Raw genomic sequence first — 18824 nt, forward strand, 5'->3', positions numbered from 1 at the left:
GGGAGTGCGCCTATGCATCCGGTCATTCGAACCGTGCTGCAACGTTTGGGGTTGGGCCTGCTGACATTGTTCGCCGTGTCGGTGATCATTTTCTCGACACTGGAAATGCTGCCCGGCGGTTTCGCCGAGGCGATCCTGGGTCAGGGAGCCACCCCCGAAGCCGTTGCCGCCTTCAACAAGGAACTGGGTCTCGACCGCCCGCCGCTCACCCGCTACGTCGAATGGGTGACGGGTGCGGTGCAGGGTGACTTCGGCAAATCCTTCGCCGGTGCCGGCGGCTGGCGCTCCGAAAATGTCCGCACCGTTGCCAGCATCATCGGTCCCCGCCTCTACAACACCTTCTTCCTCGCCGTCCTCACCGCCATCATTGCCGTTCCACTGGCGCTCTGCCTCGGGCTTCTGACGGCGCTCTACCGCAACACGTGGTTCGACCGGGTGGCGAACGCGACCACACTCACCACCATCGCCTCGCCAGAATTCTTCGTGGCCTACATCCTTGTCTTCTTCCTCGCCGTGAAGCTGCGCTGGTTCCCGCCGCTCTCCACCGTGTCGGCCAACACGCCCTTCGGCGAACATCTCTACAAGGCGATGCTGCCGGCGCTGACCCTCACCCTCGTCATCGTCGCCCACATGATGCGCATGACGCGCGCCTCGATCATATCGCTGCTTGCCAGCCCCTACATCGAGATGGCCCGCCTCAAGGGCCTGTCGCGCTCGCAGGTGATCCTCAAGCATGCGCTGCCCAACGCCTGGGCGCCCATCGCCACGGTCATCGCCTTCAACCTCGCCTATCTCGTCGTGGGCGTGGTGGTGGTCGAGGTGGTCTTCACCTATCCCGGCATCGGGCAATTGATGGTCGACTCCGTCAGCAGCCGCGACATGCCGGTGGCACAGGCCTGCGCGCTCATCTTCGCGGCGACCTACATCCTGCTCAACCTGCTCGCCGACATCATCGCCATCATCACCAACCCCAGACTGTTGCATCCAAAATGACAACGGAAAACGTCGACATCCGCTCGATCCGCAGCCGCCGGACCTTCTCGCAGAATGCCTGGCGCACGCTGAAATCGGCCCCGCCCAGCGCCATCTTCGGCATGGTGGTCATCCTGATCTACATCATCTGCGCCGTCTTCGCGCCGCTGATCGCGCCCTACGGCGAATCCGAAATTGTGGGCCAGGCCTATGGCAAGGCCTCGCTGCACAACATCTTCGGCCTCGACCAGATCGGCCGCGACGTCTTCTCGCGGGTCATCTACGGCGCCCGCAACACGATCGGCATCGCCTTCCTCACGGTCTGCATTTCCTTCACTTTGGGCGGCATCCTCGGCATCTACGCTGCGGTCACCCGCGGCATTCTCGACCAGGTGCTCTCTCGCATCGTCGACGTCTTCATGTCGATCCCGGTGCTGATCTTCGCGCTCATGCTGCTCGCCATGGCCGGCAAGTCGGTGTGGAACCTGATCTTCATCCTCGCCGTGCTCGACTCCACCCGCGTCTTCCGCCTTGCCCGCAACACCGCACTCTCGATCGCGGTGCAGGACTTCGTGGAAGCCGCCCGCCTGCGCGGCGAAGGCCTGCGCTGGGTGGTGCTGCGCGAGATCGTGCCCAACATCCTGCCGCCGCTCATCGCCGAGTTCGGCCTGCGCTTCTCCTTCGTCTTCCTCACCATCGCGGCGCTCTCCTTCCTCGGTGTCGGCATCCAGCCGCCCACCGCCGACTGGGGCTCCATGGTGGCCGAGAGCAAGACGCTGATCACCTTCGGGCGGCCACAGCCGCTCATTCCTGCCGCTGCCATCGCGCTCCTCACCGTTGCGGTGAACTTCGTGGTGGACTGGTTCCTGCACAAGACTTCGGGGCTGCGCGATGAGTAACGACGTCAGGCAATCGGACAAGTCGCGCGTCAAGGGCGCAACGCTGGTCGAGATCAAGGGCCTCAAGATCGAAGGCTATTCCGACGACAAGTGGCATCCCATCATCAAGGGCCTCGACCTGACGCTGAAGCGCGGCGAGGTGATCGGCCTCATCGGTGAATCGGGTGCTGGCAAGTCCACCCTCGGCCTTGCCGCCATGGGCTACACCAAGCCCGGCTGCCGCATCAGCGCCGGCACCGTGACCTTCGACGGCACCGACCTCGTCAATGCCTCGCAGGAGAAGCTGCGCGCCCTCTGGGGTTCGCGCATTTCCTATGTGGCGCAGAGCGCGTCTGCCTCCTTCAACCCGGCCCACAAGCTGATGGAGCAGGTCACCGAGAGCGCCCTCAATCACGGCGTGATGGAGCGATCCGCCGCCGAGGCCGACGCCAAGGACCTGTTCCGCCGCCTGCAGCTGCCGAACCCCGATGCGATCGGCGACCGCTATCCGCACCAGGTCTCGGGCGGACAGCTGCAGCGCGCCATGACGGCCATGGCCATGTCGTGCCGGCCCGACCTCATCATCTTCGACGAGCCGACGACGGCGCTTGACGTCACCACCCAGGTGGAAGTGCTGGCCGCCATGCGCCGCATCGTGGAGGAGTTCAACACCGCCGCCATCTACATCACCCACGACCTTGCCGTGGTGGCGCAGATGGCCCACCGCATCATGGTGCTGCGCTACGGCAACTTGGTGGAGGAAGCCGAAACCCGCGAGATGCTGAAGGCGCCGAAGCAGGACTACACCAAGACGCTCTGGGCCGTGCGCAAGCTCGAGAAGCCGGAAGAGAAGAGCGAGGACATCGCCCTCTCCATCCAGGGCGTCGATGCCAGCTATTCCGGCGTTGTCAAAGTGCTCGACAACGTGACGGTCAGGATCCCGCGCGGCAAGACCGTGTCGGTGGTGGGTGAATCGGGCTCCGGCAAGTCGACGCTGGCGCGCGCCATCACTGGCCTGCTGCCGCCCTCCAAGGGCCGCATCAGCTTCAACGGCAAGGACCTGCCGCCCCGCCTGCAGGACCGCGACCGCGACACGCTCCGCCGCATCCAGATGATTTACCAGTCGGCCGACACGGCGCTCAATCCGCGCCAGACCGTGCGCGACATCATCGGCCGGCCGCTGGAATTCTATCTCGGCCTCAAGGGCGCCGAGAAGGACCGCCGCATCGTCAAGCTGCTGGAGTCGATCGAGCTCAGCGAAGACTTCATCGACCGCTATCCCGGCGAAATGTCAGGTGGCCAGAAGCAGCGCATTTCGATTGCACGGGCGCTTGCGGCCGAACCCGAACTGATCATCTGCGACGAAGTGACCTCGGCCCTCGACCAGATCGTGCAGGAGGAAATCCTGCGGCTCCTCATGCGCCTGCAGAAGGAGACGAAGGTCACCTACCTGTTCATCACCCACGACATCGCCACGGTGCGCGCCATCTCGGACGAGATCGTGGTCATGTACAAAGGCAAGGTGGTCCAGCAGGGCCTGAAGTCGGAAGTGCTGAACCCGCCCTACCCGGCCTATACGGAGCTTCTGCTCTCTTCGGTGCCGCAGATGGATCCGGACTGGCTCTCCACGCTCCTCAAGAAGCGCGGCAGCAAGGCGGCGTAGGGGCCCTTAAAGAACCGTCACCCCCGCGAAGGCGGGGGCCCAGCTTCCGTCACGTGTCATCCGCCAAAGCTGGATTCCGGCTCGCGCGCGACATCTCGCTCCGCTCGATCAAGGCGCGCGTCCGGAATGACGGGAGAGTGGGATGGGGTTTCAGTTGCATCGTCACCCCCGCGAAGGCGGGGGCCCAGCTTCCTTCACATGTGACCCGCCAAAGCTGGATTCCGGCTCGCGCGCGACATCTCGCTCCGCTCGATCAAGGCGCGCGTCCGGAATGACGGTAGAGAGGGTGGCTACCCCCACGGCTCCAGGCCATCGAGAAACGCCTTCGCATGGGCGCGGATCGCCTGCTGCTCATCCGCGCTGAAGCGGTCGAAGCCGCGGCAGATGTTGGCCATGCGCGGGTTCCTGGCAAAGCGCGCCTTGTGGCGGGCGATGAAATCCCAATAGAGCGCGTTGAAGGGGCAGGCGCCCGCGCCGTGGCGCTTTTTCACGTCATAGCTGCAGCTTCCGCAATAGTCGGACATGCGGTTGATGTAGTTGCCCGACGCCGCATAGGGCTTCGAGGCCAGCATGCCGCCATCGGCATGGAGCGCCATGCCCAGCGTGTTGGGGAGTTCCACCCATTCATAGGCATCGGCATAGACGGCGAGATACCATTCATGCACCTGCTTCGGATCGATGCCGGCGAGCAATCCGAAATTGCCCGTCACCATCAGGCGCTGGATGTGATGGGCGTAGGCCTCTTCCTTCGTCTGGGCGATGGTGCGGGCAAGGCAGTTCATCTCCGTCTCGCCGGTCCAGTAGAAGGCCGGGATGGGGCGGTTGGCGGCAAGTTCATTCCGCTCCACGTAGCCCGGTGCCGTGAGCCAGTAGATGCCGCGGATGTATTCCCGCCAGCCGATCACCTGACGGATGAAGCCTTCCACCGCCTCGAGCGGCGCGCGGCCGGCGCGATACTCCGTCTCCGCCCGGCGGCATACCTCAAGAGGATCGAGCAGGCCCGCGTTGATCGCAATCGAGAGCAGCGAGTGATGCAGGAACTTCTCGTTCGCCAGCATCGCGTCCTGTGTTTCACCGAAACGAGGCAAAGCCTTCCTCAGGAAATGCTGCAGCAGTTCGTCCGCCTGCTCCGCCGTCACCGGGAACCAGAAGGGCGTGGCATCGCCGAAATGCCCGGCCGCCAAGCGCTCCACCAGCGCGATGCACTCCGCCGTGATCGCATCGGGCGCAAAGCGCGGCGGATCAGGAAAGGTCATGCCTTTCTTTGGCGGCGCGCGGTTCTCGGCATCGAAGTTCCAGCGTCCGCCCTCGGGCTGGTCGCCATCCATCAGCAGCTTCGTCTGGCGGCGCATGTCGCGGTAGAAGAACTCCATGCGGAGTTCGCGGCGGCCTGTGGCCCATTGCCGGAAGGCGGCGTGGGAGCAGAGGAAGCGCGTGTCCTCCAGCATCTCGATCCCGTGCAACTCCTGCTTCAGCCGCCACTCGCCGGGCTCGGTCATCACCACACGAGACAGGCCGTGGCGGGCCTTCGCACGCGCCACCTCACCCGCTAGGCTCTGGCTGTTGCCCGCATCGTCAAGCTTCACATAGTCCACCTGCCAGCCCTGGTTGCGCAGGCGTTCGGCGAAGTGACGCATGGCTGAGAAACAGAAGATGATCTTCTTCTTGTGGTGGCGCACGTAATTCGCTTCGGCCATCACTTCGGCCATCAGCACCACGTCGCGCGCCTTGTCGCCCGCCCGCAGGCTCGGCAAGCGATCGCTGAGCTGATCGCCCAGCACCAGGATGAGAGATTGATCCGGCGTCCCCATGCTGCGTATACGTGATTGAGAGACAAGAGGATTTTGTGAGCGCTCCCGTCATCATGTGGTTCCGGCAGGACCTTCGCCTGTCGGATCATCCCGCCCTTGCCGCCGCCGCTGCCGCAGGCCCCGTCATTCCGCTTTTCGTTCTCGACGACGAGACGGCGGGCGACTGGCGCTGGGGCGGCGCCTCGCGCTGGTGGCTGCACCGTTCGCTTGAAAGTCTCGGTGCTTCCGTGCCGCTCGTTCTCCGCCGTGGCCGCGCCGACACCGTGCTGGCCGAGGTGCTGAAGGCGACGGGTGCCAAGGCGCTCTATTTCACGCGGGACTATGCGCCGTGGTCGCCCGCGCTCGAACAGCGCGTCAAAGCGGTGTGCGAACAGGCGGGGGCGGAGTGCCACCGCTACGGCGGCTTCCTGCTCCATGAACCGGAAGCGATCCGCAATGGTTCGGGCGCGTTCTTCAAGGTCTACACGCCGTTCTCGAAGGCCTGCTTTGCCAAGGGTGAGCCCCGCGCCGCCAAGGGCCCTGTGAAGCCCACTTGGGCCACCCACACGCTGGAGCGACCTGCCCTCGAAAGTCTCGCGCTCCTGCCCACCAGGCCCAACTGGGCCACGGGCTTCGAGCCCGTGTGGCGGCCGGGCGAAGCGGGCGCACAGGCGCGTCTCGTGCGCTTCCTCGACGACGGCCTCCACCGCTATGCCGATGGCCGCGACCGCCCCGATCAGGAGAACACCTCGCAGCTGTCACCGCACCTGCACTGGGGCGAGATCTCGCCGCATCAGGTCTGGCAGGCGACACGCCAGGCGATGGACTCTGCGGCCGGCCGCCTCGACCGTGACGGAGAGAAATTCCTGAAGGAAGTGCTGTGGCGCGAGTTCTCCTATCACCTCGTGCATCATGTGCCCTCCTTCCCGGAGACGCCCTTCCGGCCGGAGTTTGCCGACTTCCCCTGGGCCATGAATGACGGCGCGCTGAAGCGCTGGCAGCAAGGGCAAACGGGCTACCCGATCGTCGATGCCGGCATGCGCGAACTCTGGACCACGGGCATCATGCACAACCGGGTGCGGATGATCGCGGCCTCGTTCCTGATCAAGCATCTGCTGCTGCCCTGGCAGGAAGGCGAGCGCTGGTTCTGGGATACGCTCGTTGATGCCGACATCGGCAACAATGCCGCAAGCTGGCAGTGGGTGGCGGGCTGCGGGGCGGATGCCGCCCCCTATTTCCGCATCTTCAATCCGATGCTGCAGGGCGAGAAGTTCGACCCGAACGGTGAGTATGTGAAGCGCTGGGTGCCGGAACTGAAGGATGTGCCCGCTGCCAGCATTCACAAGCCGTGGGAAATGACCCTGCCGCCCAAGGCCTACCCCTCGCCCATGATCGACCACAACAAGGCGCGGGAGCGGGCCCTTGCGGCCTTCGCCGCAATCAAGAAAGATGAGGCATGACAAAACTGATCGGCATCAGCGGCGCCTTGCGCAAGGGCTCCACCAACACCGGGCTCCTGCGCGCGCTCCAATCCCTGCTTCCCGCCCATGTGACCATGGAGATCGCCACGCTGCACGGCATTCCGCTGTTCGATGAGGACGTGATCGCCGCCACCGGCAAGCCCGAGGTGGTGACGGCGCTTGCCGACAGGATCCGCCATGCGGACGGCATCATCATTGCCACGCCCGAATACCAGTTCTCGGTGCCGGGCGTGCTCAAGAACGCCAATGACTGGCTTTCCACCTGCAATGCCCCCTTCAAGTGGAAGCGCACCGGCGTGGTGGGGGCGAGTGCCGGCGCCATGGCGGGCACGGCGCGGGCGCAATATCACCTGCGCCAGAACCTGCAGGCGCTGCAGGCCATCGTCATGCCGCGACCCGAGATCATGATCGTGCACAACGAGCGCAAGTTCGATTCCGACGGCAACCTCACCGACACGGAAACGCGCGAGCGCCTGCAGACGTGGCTTGATGCCTTCCTGGAATGGGTGGAAAAGAAGCCCTGAGCTGCCTCAGCCCTGGTTTTCCTGAAGCTGCTTCCAGGTGTCGGGCTGGGCCAGCATCTGCTGCAGGTACTTGAGGTTGGCATCCACCTCTTCGGGCGGCAGGTCTTCCGAGGCGATCTTGCGGGCCTCGTCGAAGCGGCCCTGCAGGCCCACCACCAGCGCCAGGTTCTGGCGCACGCGGGTGGCCTCGCTGCCGGTGGCATTCATCAGCTCACGGAGCAGTTTCTCGGCTTCCGTCAGGTTGCCCTGAAGCGCGTATGACATGGCGAGATTGTTGCGCACGCCCACGGCCGAGGGATTGATGGCAAGGGCCTGCTGATACTTTTCGCGGGCCTCGCCGTAGCGGGCCTGCTGGTCATAGGCCGAGCCGAGGGCCGACAACGTCTGCCAGTCCTTGGGATTGAGGGATGCGGCGCGTTCCAGCGTCGCCGAGGCGCTCTGCGCATCACCGATCACCAGCAGGGCCTTGCCCACGCGGGAGAGAACGGCGGCATCGCCCTGGTTGGATTGTGCGACCTGCTGCAACACCTGGCTGGCGGGTTGCGGCTGGCCGAGCTGCTGGAGACTGGCGGCATAGGCAAGGCCGATCTCGGCGTTGCCGGGGCTCTTCTTCCAGGCGGCGGAAAGTTCTTCGGTCTTCTTGAAGGAGCCGGTGTCGTTGGCGGAGCCGATGCTGCCGGTGGTCAGGCCATCGCTGCCCGAAATGCTGGCCTTGTTCTGGCAGCCGGCCAGAAGCACCGAGGCAGCAAGCGCCAGTGCCACAACAGCACTTTTCCCCACCCCCGGGCGGGATTGCGCAGACACAGCGAAGAACATGGAAAACTCCTGACCGTCACAGACGGGAGGACCATGCGCCAGCACTGGTCAATAAAGGTTTAACCATATGAATTAAGGAATTGTCAGGAATTGTCAGGAATTGGCGATCTCGGCCGATTGCAGGCCCACAGCCTCCGACAGGGAAACGAGGTGGCGTTCGCGCAGGCGGCGCGCAAGGCCTTCGAGGATTTCCTGCACCAGGTCCGGGCCCTTGTAGACCAGCGCCGAATAGACCTGCAGCAGGCTGGCGCCGGCCATGATCTTCATCCAGGCGGTTTCGGCATCGGAGATGCCGCCCACCCCGATGAGCGGCAGCTTGCCGCCCGAGAGCTGGTGGAAGCGGGCGAGCTGCCGCGTCGAGAGCGCAAAGAGCGGCTTGCCCGAGAGGCCGCCCGTCTCGCCCTTGTGGCGGGAGTGGAGCGGCGGGCGCGACAGCGTGGTGTTGGAGATGATCACCGCATCCACCTCGCCCTTGGCGGTGACGGCGGCGATGTCGGCAAGTTCGGGCGTGGAGAGATCAGGCGCGATCTTGAGCAGGATGGGCAGCCGCCGCGGCAGCTTGAGGCGGGCCTCGTTCACCCGGTCGAGCAGGCGCACAAGCTCGTCGCGGGATTGCAGGTTGCGCAGGCCCGGCGTGTTGGGGGACGAGATGTTGACGGTGAGGTAGGAGGCGCGCGGGCCGAACCAGCGCACGCCCTCGGCATAATCGGCCATGCGGTCTTCAGCATCCTTGTTGGCACCGATGTTGACGCCGACGATGCCGCCGCGGTTCCGCCGGGCATCGAGGCGGCGGGCGACCGCGGCCGCACCCTCGTTGTTGAAGCCCATGCGGTTGATGACGGCCTCGTCCTCCTTCAGGCGGAAGAGGCGCGGGCGCGGATTGCCGGCCTGCGGCTGCGGCGTGACCGTGCCCACCTCGACGAAGCCGAAGCCCTGGGCGAGCATGGCATCCGGCACCTCGGCATTCTTGTCGAAGCCGGGGGCAAGGCCGAGCGGATTGGGAAAGTCGAGGCCCATCAGCGACTGCTTCAGCAGCGGATCGCGGATGCGGGTGTCCGGCAGCTTCGGCAGGCCGGAGAGCGCCTTGATGGTGAGGCCGTGCGCCGTCTCCGCATCGAGGGCGTGGAGGAAGGGGCGGCTGAGGCGGAAGCCCTTGGCGGCGAGGCTCATGCGCGCCACCCCTCAGGGAAGACATGGGCCGCGCCATCCCAAGGCAGCGGCTTCACCCAGCGGGCGGCGGCGGTGGCCAAGGGGCCATAGAGATGGGGGAAGAGCGCGCCACCCCGCGACGGCTCCCAGCGGAGATCGCCAAGGCCATCACTGTCGAAGGCGGCGAGCAGCAGGCCCTGATCTCCGGCGAAATGGCGGCGGGCGGTTTCTTCGGCCTGATCGGCGGTGGAGAAATGGATGAAGCCATCAGCCATGTCCACGGGCGCACCCCGGAACACGCCCTCGGCCTCGGCCCTGCGCCAGAGGGTTTCCGGAACAATCTTGTAGATCATGGTCATGGAAGTGCCGTGTGTCCGCCCCGTTACGTGCGTGCGCTCATAGCTTATCGGAGGGCCGAGGGAAACGCTCTCAAGCGGGGCGGGAAAGCGGTTGCATTCCGCTTGCAAAGGAAAACCCCCTCCTGTATTCTTTTCCTATGAGCGGATTTTCCACCCTTTCAGGCAGGTGAGCGATGTTTTCCCACAAGCAGGTCTGGAACGCGATTGACGTGATTGCCGAGCGCTATGGCTATTCCGCCTCGGGCCTGGCCAAGAAGGCGGGGCTGGACCCGACCTCCTTCAACCCCTCGAAGCGCAACGGGCCGGACGGACGGCCGCGCTGGCCCACCATGGAGAGCATCGCGCGGGTGCTGCAGGCCTCTGGCGCGCCGGTGGAGGAGTTCATGGAACTGCTGATGGGCCGCAAGGGCGCGCCGGCGAAGCTGCGGGTGCTGCCGCTTCTGGGCTTTGCCAAGGCTGGCAAGGGCGGCTTTTTCGATGACGCGGGCTTTCCCGCCGGCAACGGCTGGGACGAGGTGGAGGTGCCGGGCGTGACCGACAGTGCGGCCTATGCGCTGGAGATCACCGGAGACTCCATGCTGCCGGTGTACCGCGAGGGCGACACCATCATCGTCTCGCCCGCCGCCACGGTGCGCAAGGGCGACCGCGTGGTGGTGCGCACCACCGACGGGCAGGTGATGGCCAAGATCATGCAGCGGCAGACGGCCAAGAGCATCGAACTCGCCTCCTTCAACCCGGACCATCCCAACCGGGTGGTGGAGATGAGGAACGTGGACTGGATCGCCAGGATCATCTGGGCGAGCCAGTGAGGCTGGCGCTGCCGCAGCGGCCATAGGCATCTTCGTAACGCGTGATGTCGTCCTCGGAGAGAATGTCGCCGAACTGGATCTCGATCAGTTCGAGCGGCGTTTCGCCCTTGTTTTCCAACCTGTGCCGCGCCCCGAGGGGCACGTCGATGGCACCACCCGGCGCAAGACAGCGGGTGTGATCGCCCACGATGACGGTGGCGATGCCGCTGACCACGGTCCAATGTTCGCTGCGATGCTGATGGCTTTGCAGAGAAAGCCGCCCGCCCGGCGCCACGAGCAGCCGCTTCACCTTGAAGCCGTGGCCAAGATGCAGGACTGCGAACTCACCCCATGGGCGCTTTTCGGACACTATTGAATCCATCGAGGCCATAACTTGCCGAACCTAGATGGGTGTTCGGATTCTTGGCCAATCAGTTCCCAAAGCTCTTACCGGCTATGAACCGGTTGACTAAGGAGGCCAGCCTTGACGTACGCCTCAATCTGTTCTGGATGAACAAAAAACCCATTGACCGTCTCAACATCAAGACTGGCAGTTAGCTCCAGTATCTCGTGTTTGCGAACTGCACCCACGTACCCATGCCGCAGCAACTCCCTTCGTACGCTTTCGGATCGCGCGGCACCCTCAATCAGTAGAAGCGGCTTGCAAAACTGAAGCGTCCGAACCGATCCCTGCAATACCGCACCCTCTGCTCCTTCGACATCAATCTTCATTGCCACGATGACATCAACGGGAACGTCGAACTTAGGACCAGAGATAATGTTATCGACGGTATCAACGTCAACACTCATCACCTGTAGCTGCGGCTGGAAAACTTCCAACTCCGCCAGATACTCTCGGGCGAACGCAACTACATTCCGAACGACCCATTTGTTAAACTGGATTGGCACTCCACTCGATAGTGCGTTCAGCGCACGACCATTTAGCACGGGGATGTACAAATCAAACTCGCCGCGTTCTGCTCCAGCCCCGCAGATTTCATAGTCGTAGTTCCCACCAAGTTTTTTCTTCACGGCTTCAAGGCAATCGCGGAACTGCGGCGAAATTTCCAAAGACACTATTGGCAGCGTACAACCTGCGGCACGGAATGATCCAACCGAATAACCCCAGTTGGCCCCTATATCCAGAACCGTTCCCGAAAGGCTGTTTATCGACCCAAAAACGAGGTAGTCTTGGTCATGGACTTCGGCACGCTCGATCATCCCCGAAATCCAACTTGGGTGGCCATCCATCAAGACTGTACTGGGATCGGCAAGATCGCTCGCCTCTAACCTGCCTTGCTGAAGTCTGCCAAAAAGTGACTCGAGGTCTCGTTCGAGCCTTTCAAACTTATCATTCATTGTTCCCCTCGATTTTGCTGAGCTTGGGGTGATCCAAAATGGTTCGGATGGAAATCCCAGCATCATTCAAAAGTCGCTGGTAGCGAGAGACGCTCACATCCGCCAATCGCTGCAAGACTTCTGGGCACCGTCGAACGCTCAAGATAGATTTCACCAATCCGGCAATGGTTTCATGATTGTGCATTGGCTCATCTGTCTCGATCCCCTTGATACCCACACGCGTCGTAAGCAACGGCATCCCGAATGCCATGGCCTGGACCGTCTTGACGTTGATGCCCGTTCCCATGGTCACTGGCGAAAGTACGAGATCCACGCTTTCGTAGAAGGCGGCAATGTCCTTGATGTAGCCGGGCATCCTAACCCACGGAAAACTGAACAGCTGGCGCTGCTTGTTTGGCAGTTCATGAAGAAGATCGCCGACTTGCCCGGCAACGATGAGGGTGAAAGGACAGTTCTTTCCGAACCGCATCTTCAGCTCGGTCAACAGCTCCACGAGGATCGCCAGATTGATGCGGTTTGCACTGGCGACTACACCGACACACCGCAGTTCACTGCGAGGTTTCCGAATGTATCTTGGTTCCTCAACATGAGGAAGGACCAGCGCCGTCTTTCTCCTAGTAACCTGATCGAAGTAGCGCGCTTCCTCCATCCTTCTCGCCAGAACAATGTCAGCTCTCGCTAGATAAGTGCCTTCCTCTTCAGGCGTGCAGGAGAAGAACTCTACCTTCTGCCCATTCGCGCGCAACATCTCGTACCGGTTTCCCATCTTGTCGTGCGTGTCGATCACCTTGAGTACATGGGGAGGCACATATTCCAGAAGCTTTGACTGGAACACATAGGAACAAAGGACGACGTCAATGTTGTATCGGATGCAGAGCTTCCGTATGTTCTCCCCCAATCCCGGCTGGTACCAGCCGTCAAACGGGATGAGTGCCCCATCAGCCCACAGTTTTTTGGAGTTGGGAAGCAAATCAAGAGTATCCCACTCACGCCGCATCGCCTGTAAAGCAGCCTGATCATAAATGGGACTCTTGAGCAGAGCGAAATGAACCCGATGCCCAAGCTTCAGAAAGTGCCGACCGAAGGACTGAATAGTGGCCTGGTTTCCGTGGTTGTCCGGATGTGACGGGAATGGACTGAAATACAGAATGCTCAACTGCCCCCTCTTTTTGGGAGAAGAACTAAGCCGCCATTTAAGAGCATTCCAAAGATTGGCAAGTGGCTGGAGTGTCATTTGAGACATGGTCATTCAAGTTCAGCTAGCGAAACTCCCTGACCCGTGAGCCAGCTTCTGTCAGGCGAACAGTGATGACGTTGTTCCGGCCAAATCGTGCACCAAGCGCAGAGGCCATTTCCTGCTCTCCAATGAAAAGTACGAACCCGCCGCCCCCAGCGCCAAGCAGCTTTCCGCCCCAGGCGCCCATGGACTTTCCGGCGATATAAAGGTCGTCGATGGTCGAATTGCTCACCGCATGGCTGAGTTGGCGCTTGAGTTTCCAACCGTGGTCGAGCAACTCGGCGAATGCAATGAGTGCGGCGCGGTCCGATCCCTCCGCCTCCAGGATGCTGACTCCGGTCCGCGTCAGAGCATACATCTCGCGCAAGTAGTCCTGATTGGCCCCGGATTTTGTCCGCTTCTCCTGCGCTTCGAGAACAGCCGATGCACTGCGGTCTTGCCCCGAATAGACCAGCACCAATGAACGGTTGATCAGATCACGCCTGCTCGTGCTCATGCGGACAGGTTCAATGGAGAAGCTGCTTCCCGAAAACTCATATCGCGAGAGACCGCCGAAGGCGGCGTGAATCTGGTCCTGAACGCCGACGTTTTCTCCGAGGATTTCCTGCTCCATATGGATGGCATGCCGCGCCAATTCGTACCGCGTCAGCTCGGTTCCCCGCATACGGTGCAAAAGATTGATAAAGCCGACAGTGAAGGAGGAAGAACTGCCAAGCCCTGTTCCGCCCGGCAAATCAGACATGGTGGCGATGTTGAGCGGCTCCGCCCAGCCATACTCACGCAAAGATTCGCGGATGACCGGGTGTCGTATCTCGTCGACGCAGTTGACACTTTCGGTGGTGCGATAGGTAATGCGAAAACGCTGTGGCGCGATGGCCGCAAGCCTCAGCGCTTGCGTATAGACATACTTGTCGATGGTGCCGCCCAGAACTGCGCCCGGATGCTTGTTGAAGTAGGAAGGGTAGTCCGTCCCGCCGCCAAGGAAACTCACTCTAAGCGGGGTCTTGCTAATCCACATGGCTGCTGGCTCCCTGCATTGCACCAATCAGAACCTCTGCAAGGGAGCCGCCCTGATAGAGGATGCCGCGAATGCCCGCCGCTTCCCCAGCCTCGATATACGTAACACTGTTGCCGATCATGACACTCCGCTTCGCGTCGATCGGCCATTGCGCCATCAGGTCGTTGATCATACCTGGGGCGGGCTTCCGTCTCGGGCTTCTTCGGCGCCACTTCTCTATCCTCGCTTCGGGATGGAATGGACAAAATTCGAAGGCGTCTACATGGGCACCGATGTGAAACAACTCGGCCTGCATGGCCCTGTGGAACTGTTGGACGTCGTGCTCCTCATAGTAGCCGTGGGCGATACCTGCCTGGTTGGTTACAACAAAGACGAACCATCCCGCCGCATTTGCAGTTGCAATGGCTTCCCTTGCGCCCGGCATCCACACGAGACCGCGCATATCATGGGTGTAGCCACGGTCTTCATTCAAAGTGCCGTCACGATCAACAAAAAGAGCCGGGCGTGTCCGTCGTGACAACAGTTGTTCCCGCGCTGCCCTCAAGGATTCAGGAACGCCGATATCGATGAAGAAACTTTCGGTAGGAGCCTCGTACCCCGCGACCAAACCCCGCGAGGCCGCGTTCGGGAGCACGGTTGTCTCAAGGGAAATGGGCCTGTCCTGCGGGAGGTCCCGCAGCAGCGCAGGACTCAGAACGTAAACGCCAGCGTTGACAAGGCCTCTAGACGCAAGAGTGCTCTGCTTCTCGACAAACTTCGTGACCAGAAGTCTGTTGGAAGACCGATTGACCGATACCGAACCAAAGCGGCTGACATCATCGACAACTCGGAGCGCCAGTTGCGCAGCGAAGTTCTGTCCTGATCCGTTTTCAAGCTGCCAGTGTCGAGCGAACGCAACAAGATCAAGATCAATCCATGAGTCTCCATTCAACAGAAGGAAATCTTCTTCCAGCCGAGGGCCTGCCAATCGCAGCGCACCTGCGGTTCCAGATGGCTCGGCCTCGATCAAGACTTCGACACTGCAATGAGCGATGCGCATGCCGTCGAATTGAGCTCGGATCATTTCCCCGAGAAAGCCGGCGATGAGAATGATCCGGCTCACACCAAACCGCGCAACTTCCTGAATAAGATGAAAGAGGAATGGGCGTCCGCCGACCTCCAGGAGAGGTTTAGGCGTGGTGCCTGTCTGGGTGCCGAGGCGGGTACCCCGGCCGCCACAAAGGATCACGGCGTCGCGGAGCATAAAGCCTCTTCGACCATCGCGCAGATCATGTGGCCAATGGTGATGTGTGCTTCCTGAATATGGTTCGTCTGAGTATGCGGAACTGCAATCACGAAATCGGCGCGTTTTGCCATTTCGCCGCCATGCGCTCCCGTTAGCGCCACTGTCTGGATTTCCATTTCTTTCGCGGCTATGAGCGCGCTGACAACATTCCGGCTATTTCCGGAAGTCGAAAGACCGATGAGAATGTCGCCGGGTGCTCCTATTCCGCGAAGCTGTCGCGCGAAGACATTTTCAAATCCGTAGTCATTGCCGATTGCCGTCAGTGCGGATGTGTCGACGGTCAGTGACAAGGCTGCAAGAGGCCGTCGATCAATCAGAAATCTGCCCATAAGTTCTGCGGCAAGATGCTGAGCGTCCGCAGCAGAGCCGCCATTTCCGCAAAATATGACTTTTCTTCCAGCCCGCAGAGCCGCGATGCAAGCAGTTGCTGCAGCTTTTATGTCTAGTTCGAGATCTTCTACTGCACGCAAAGCGCTTATGGACTGATTAATATATTTACTGATTGAAAATATTAACATTTTTTACTGCCTCGTTGACGTGTCTCTAGTGTAGTTTTCCAAATCAAGGCAAGCGGCAAAGTAGCTGCAGAGAGTGATGTGAATTGAGAACTGCAATCGTCGTCGGTCTTCCTTGGCTGAGAAGTGGTTCGGGAAGAACCATGGAAACGCAAATCAGGCTCTTGCGAAGTTTCGGCTTTAGCACGGTGTTTGCGGCTGTGCCGGGCAGCTACACGATGGGCACAACTCCGGCGTCTTGGGACGACTTCAATCACAACAGTGGCGAACTGGGCGCCGATGAAGTCATCACCTCGTCTTTTCCGGCGCTCGGTTATTGGCGGGAACTCCGAGAAATTACAAAATCGTGGATACTGAAGCGAAATGCCGTGCACTGGAGTCTGGCTCCGGCGCATTTCGCAATTCCTTCCTCACGCCTCATCGAAATCCTGAGGAAGGATGATGTGGCGCTGATCCTCGCGAACCACGTCTACACCTTGCCGTTTGCCATGAAGTTGCGGGATGCTGCCCGTGCGGACGGAAAGTCCATAAGGGTTGCGGTCGTCACGCACGACGTCCAATCCCATATTTTACTGGACCGTCAGGCTTCGACGCCGTGGTCAAGCTCTGCGCCTCACGAGCCCGCGCTCTTGAGGACTGAATTGGAGTGGCTGGAGCAGGCCGATTCCTTGATTCACAATTCTTATCAGGACCACGTCTTCTTCAGCGAACGGCTCCCGTCGATGCCACACCATTTGATGTATCCATGCATGCCGAAAAGCGGCACGCCTTGCCCCGATCAAGTTTTAAGTCGTGATCTGCTATTCGTTGGCAACAATCATTCCGGAAATGTTGCGTCACTCAAATGGTACTTTGATGCAGTTCTGCCGCATTTCGGCAGCTTCCCGCCTCGTCTCACTGCGATAGGAAACATCTGCGAGGCCATTCCCGCTTTGACGAACTCCTTGAAGGATACGAGTTGGCTTGAGTTGATTCACGAAGTGGATGACCTTGGCCCCTATTACGGTTCGGCAAGAGCAGCTCTCGGGAGCACGACTTCCGGACGAGGCATTTCAGTCAAGGTGATCGAGGCCTTTGCAGCCGGGCTTCCAGTTGTAGGAACGCGCATGGCGTTTCGTGGCATTCCCGAAGGATCCCTGACAAAAGCTGGAATGATTTGGGCAGATTCAGCCAGGGCTTTTGCGGACCTGGTTCGCCGCGCCATGCAATCAGAATTGAGGGATGAGCTTCGTAAAGCTGGGGACGCGCTTTATGATGAGATGTTTGCGCCTCATCTGGCAGCAGACGCATTCCGGAAGGTAATTGATCAACTGCAACGGTGACCGATTGGCACCCACCAACAAAAAGACCACGAAGGCCGTCCGCCTTCGTGGTCTCAGTCGCCGCCGTCAAATCGAAGCGCGGCCTTCGCTGCCGCAGCCGGCGGATGTCAGCGCGGCCTGTTCGCTCATCCGCCGCAGGTGCGCCTTGTCGAGGCGCCGGTCCAGTCCGCGGCATTCCGCATCCGTGGCGCGCGCCGTGGCCTGGCGCTGCAGCGGCCGGATGGCGGCACCCGGGCCTTCATGATGCTCGAGGGCGGCAATCTCCGGGTCGGCCGGCAATTTCACAAAGCCCACACGCGTCAGGAAAGCCGGGCGGCGCACATTGCTGAACTCCGCCACGCTCTGCAGACGAATGTGGGCTTTGGGCGCGAGGGTGAAATGACCGGCCGCAGGTGTGGTGTCGTTCGCAGGCACGGGAGGAATGCCGGGAACGGTGGCGGCCATCGCCAACTCGCGGGAATTGTCTGTCACAGGCATCAGGGACGATGCGATCGAAGGGCCGCCGGCGCCGAAGTCAGGCGCGGCATGAACGGCCGAGTTCAGGGCAACGCCGGTCAAAAGCATCGCGGCAACGAGAATGGTCTTCTTCATGGGTGATCTCCTCACATTCCGGTTCGGCGGCGGGCTGCGCGTCGATGAGGTGAAGCTAGACCCGCACACTGCCCGTGCGCATCCGACCGAAGTCACGATCTGATGTGACCTTGGTCACAACCGGTGCGAAGGAGTGGGAAGCCTCAGGCCTGCGGGCGGCGCATGCGCAGCGCCTTCACGGCAAGCTCGGTGCGGCTGCGGGCATGCAGCTTTTCCATGATCTTGCTCACGTAGTTCTTCACCGTGCCCTCGGCGAGAAAGATCGTATCCGCGATGTCCTTGTTGGAGCGCCCGTCGGCGATGAGGCGGAGAATGCGGTCCTCGCGCTCGGTCAGCGCCTCGGCGGGCTCTTCGCCTTCGTCTGCGGGAGTGGCGCCATCGGGCCTTGCGCGGCGGAACTCCTCGAACACCTTGCGGGCGATGTGGGGCGAGATCCGGCTTTCGCCACGCTTCACGGCGCGGATCGTCTCGAGGATCTCGGCCTCGGAGGCATCCTTCAGGAGATAGGCCTGGGCACCCGCCGAAATCGCCTCGAACACCATCTCGTCGGTATCGAAGGTGGTGAGCACGATCACCTGCGCCGAGGGCACATCGGCGAGAATGCGCTTCATCGCGGCAATGCCGCCCACCCGCGGCATCTGCAGGTCCATGAGAATGATGTCGGGCCGCCACTGCCGGGCAAGCTGGATCGCCTCCGCCCCATCACCCGCCTGGGCCACAACCTTGATGCCGGGTTCCATACCCAGAAGGGTTGCGAAGGCGCGGCGGATGACCTGCTGGTCCTCGGCGATGAGGACGCGGATATGTTCGGTTTCAGGTGGTTTTTCTGTCATTGCTGTCGCCGGGGCCATCGTCCCGCATGGCCTCCTGGATACGGCCCATGACCGGGGAAGGCAAGCGGCTGCCGAGGAAGCTCAGCACCGTGCCCAGCGCCAGCCGCGCCTGATCGGAGGAGATGCGGCTCGTCCTGGCAATGTCCTTCACAAGCGTGCTCACGTCGTCATCCTCTCTCACCTGTGGCATGTGGTGCGTCCCCGGCATATGAACGGAATGTCATTCACGGGTTAAGTGCCCGGG

At 61.5% G+C, this 18824-nt stretch carries 20 protein-coding genes; 7 read left to right on the plus strand and 13 right to left on the minus strand.

What is annotated here, in order from left to right:
- Nucleotides 1–12: 12 nt before the first annotated feature.
- The 3 genes from QM801_RS15090 to QM801_RS15100 are packed head-to-tail and all read left to right on the plus strand — an operon-like array spanning nucleotide 13 to nucleotide 3513.
- Nucleotides 13–993, plus strand: a complete 981-nt coding sequence (locus QM801_RS15090) for an ABC transporter permease (RefSeq protein ID WP_415020035.1) — start codon at nucleotides 13–15, stop codon at nucleotides 991–993.
- On the plus strand, nucleotides 990–1871 hold the full coding sequence (locus tag QM801_RS15095; RefSeq protein WP_415020036.1) for an ABC transporter permease: 882 nt from the start codon (nucleotides 990–992) through the stop codon (nucleotides 1869–1871). The genes QM801_RS15090 and QM801_RS15095 overlap by 4 nt, the downstream gene beginning before the upstream one ends.
- Nucleotides 1864–3513: an ABC transporter ATP-binding protein gene (locus tag QM801_RS15100; protein ID WP_415020037.1), complete on the plus strand. Its 1650-nt coding sequence runs from the start codon at nucleotides 1864–1866 to the stop codon at nucleotides 3511–3513. Before QM801_RS15095 ends, QM801_RS15100 begins: the two co-directional genes overlap by 8 nt.
- A gap of 290 nt (nucleotides 3514–3803) precedes the next feature.
- On the opposite strand, the gene QM801_RS15105 is transcribed toward QM801_RS15100, so the two are convergent.
- Complete coding sequence (locus QM801_RS15105) at nucleotides 3804–5324, minus strand: cryptochrome/photolyase family protein (protein ID WP_415020038.1); 1521 nt, start codon at nucleotides 5322–5324, stop codon at nucleotides 3804–3806.
- 35 nt (nucleotides 5325–5359) lie between these two features.
- On the opposite strand from QM801_RS15105, the gene QM801_RS15110 reads away from it, so the two are divergent.
- Together QM801_RS15110 and QM801_RS15115 are read left to right on the plus strand one after the other, a co-directional pair.
- Nucleotides 5360–6763, plus strand: a complete 1404-nt coding sequence (locus QM801_RS15110; protein WP_415020039.1) for a cryptochrome/photolyase family protein — start codon at nucleotides 5360–5362, stop codon at nucleotides 6761–6763.
- Nucleotides 6760–7308 carry an NADPH-dependent FMN reductase gene (locus QM801_RS15115; protein ID WP_415020040.1) on the plus strand — a complete coding sequence of 183 codons (549 nt, stop codon included), beginning with the start codon at nucleotides 6760–6762 and terminating at the stop codon, nucleotides 7306–7308. Before QM801_RS15110 ends, QM801_RS15115 begins: the two co-directional genes overlap by 4 nt.
- A 6-nt stretch (nucleotides 7309–7314) precedes the next feature.
- On the opposite strand, the gene QM801_RS15120 is transcribed toward QM801_RS15115, so the two are convergent.
- The 3 genes from QM801_RS15120 to QM801_RS15130 all read right to left on the minus strand — a co-directional run bounded on the left by QM801_RS15120 (nucleotide 7315) and on the right by QM801_RS15130 (nucleotide 9632).
- A complete protein-coding gene (locus tag QM801_RS15120; protein WP_415020041.1) occupies nucleotides 7315–8124 on the minus strand; it encodes a tetratricopeptide repeat protein in 810 nt (269 codons plus the stop codon).
- Between the two features lie 93 nt (nucleotides 8125–8217).
- A complete protein-coding gene (locus tag QM801_RS15125; protein WP_415020042.1) occupies nucleotides 8218–9294 on the minus strand; it encodes a quinone-dependent dihydroorotate dehydrogenase in 1077 nt (358 codons plus the stop codon).
- Nucleotides 9291–9632, minus strand: a complete 342-nt coding sequence (locus QM801_RS15130) for a DUF952 domain-containing protein (RefSeq protein ID WP_415020043.1) — start codon at nucleotides 9630–9632, stop codon at nucleotides 9291–9293. Before QM801_RS15130 ends, QM801_RS15125 begins: the two co-directional genes overlap by 4 nt.
- A gap of 173 nt (nucleotides 9633–9805) precedes the next feature.
- Between QM801_RS15130 and QM801_RS15135 the strand changes: the two genes are divergently transcribed.
- Nucleotides 9806–10441, plus strand: a complete 636-nt coding sequence (locus QM801_RS15135; protein WP_415020044.1) for a LexA family transcriptional regulator — start codon at nucleotides 9806–9808, stop codon at nucleotides 10439–10441.
- Here QM801_RS15135 and QM801_RS15140 read toward each other — a convergent pair.
- The 6 genes from QM801_RS15140 to QM801_RS15165 form a co-directional block, all read right to left on the minus strand.
- Nucleotides 10422–10790, minus strand: coding sequence for a phosphomannose isomerase type II C-terminal cupin domain (locus tag QM801_RS15140; RefSeq protein WP_415020045.1), 369 nt, complete (start codon nucleotides 10788–10790; stop codon nucleotides 10422–10424). The two genes, QM801_RS15135 and QM801_RS15140, sit on opposite strands and share 20 nt — an antisense overlap.
- A 77-nt stretch (nucleotides 10791–10867) precedes the next feature.
- The gene (locus tag QM801_RS15145) at nucleotides 10868–11641 is read right to left on the minus strand and encodes an FkbM family methyltransferase (RefSeq protein WP_415020046.1); all 774 of its coding nucleotides are present in this window, start codon (nucleotides 11639–11641) and stop codon (nucleotides 10868–10870) included.
- A 130-nt stretch (nucleotides 11642–11771) separates the two neighbouring features.
- A complete protein-coding gene (locus tag QM801_RS15150; protein ID WP_415020047.1) occupies nucleotides 11772–12935 on the minus strand; it encodes a glycosyltransferase in 1164 nt (387 codons plus the stop codon).
- Nucleotides 12936–13038: 103 nt separating this feature from the next.
- The gene (locus QM801_RS15155) at nucleotides 13039–14034 is read right to left on the minus strand and encodes a galactokinase (protein ID WP_415020048.1); all 996 of its coding nucleotides are present in this window, start codon (nucleotides 14032–14034) and stop codon (nucleotides 13039–13041) included.
- The gene (locus tag QM801_RS15160; RefSeq protein WP_415020049.1) at nucleotides 14024–15277 is read right to left on the minus strand and encodes an HAD-IIIA family hydrolase; all 1254 of its coding nucleotides are present in this window, start codon (nucleotides 15275–15277) and stop codon (nucleotides 14024–14026) included. Before QM801_RS15160 ends, QM801_RS15155 begins: the two co-directional genes overlap by 11 nt.
- Nucleotides 15259–15837, minus strand: coding sequence for an SIS domain-containing protein (locus QM801_RS15165; protein ID WP_415020050.1), 579 nt, complete (start codon nucleotides 15835–15837; stop codon nucleotides 15259–15261). Before QM801_RS15165 ends, QM801_RS15160 begins: the two co-directional genes overlap by 19 nt.
- A gap of 140 nt (nucleotides 15838–15977) precedes the next feature.
- Here QM801_RS15165 and QM801_RS15170 point away from each other — a divergent pair, with 140 nt between their 5' ends.
- Nucleotides 15978–17156, plus strand: coding sequence for a glycosyltransferase (locus QM801_RS15170; RefSeq protein WP_415020051.1), 1179 nt, complete (start codon nucleotides 15978–15980; stop codon nucleotides 17154–17156).
- A gap of 66 nt (nucleotides 17157–17222) precedes the next feature.
- Here QM801_RS15170 and QM801_RS15175 read toward each other — a convergent pair whose 3' ends face one another.
- From QM801_RS15175 to QM801_RS15185, 3 genes are all read right to left on the minus strand, one after another.
- On the minus strand, nucleotides 17223–17747 hold the full coding sequence (locus QM801_RS15175) for a hypothetical protein (protein ID WP_415020052.1): 525 nt from the start codon (nucleotides 17745–17747) through the stop codon (nucleotides 17223–17225).
- Nucleotides 17748–17890: 143 nt separating this feature from the next.
- Nucleotides 17891–18580 carry a response regulator gene (locus tag QM801_RS15180; RefSeq protein ID WP_415020053.1) on the minus strand — a complete coding sequence of 230 codons (690 nt, stop codon included), beginning with the start codon at nucleotides 18578–18580 and terminating at the stop codon, nucleotides 17891–17893.
- Nucleotides 18561–18770: a hypothetical protein gene (locus tag QM801_RS15185; protein WP_415020054.1), complete on the minus strand. Its 210-nt coding sequence runs from the start codon at nucleotides 18768–18770 to the stop codon at nucleotides 18561–18563. Before QM801_RS15185 ends, QM801_RS15180 begins: the two co-directional genes overlap by 20 nt.
- Nucleotides 18771–18824 lie beyond the last annotated feature (54 nt).

This window comes from Aestuariivirga sp., assembly GCF_047600585.1.
GTDB lineage: Bacteria > Pseudomonadota > Alphaproteobacteria > Rhizobiales > Aestuariivirgaceae > Aestuariivirga.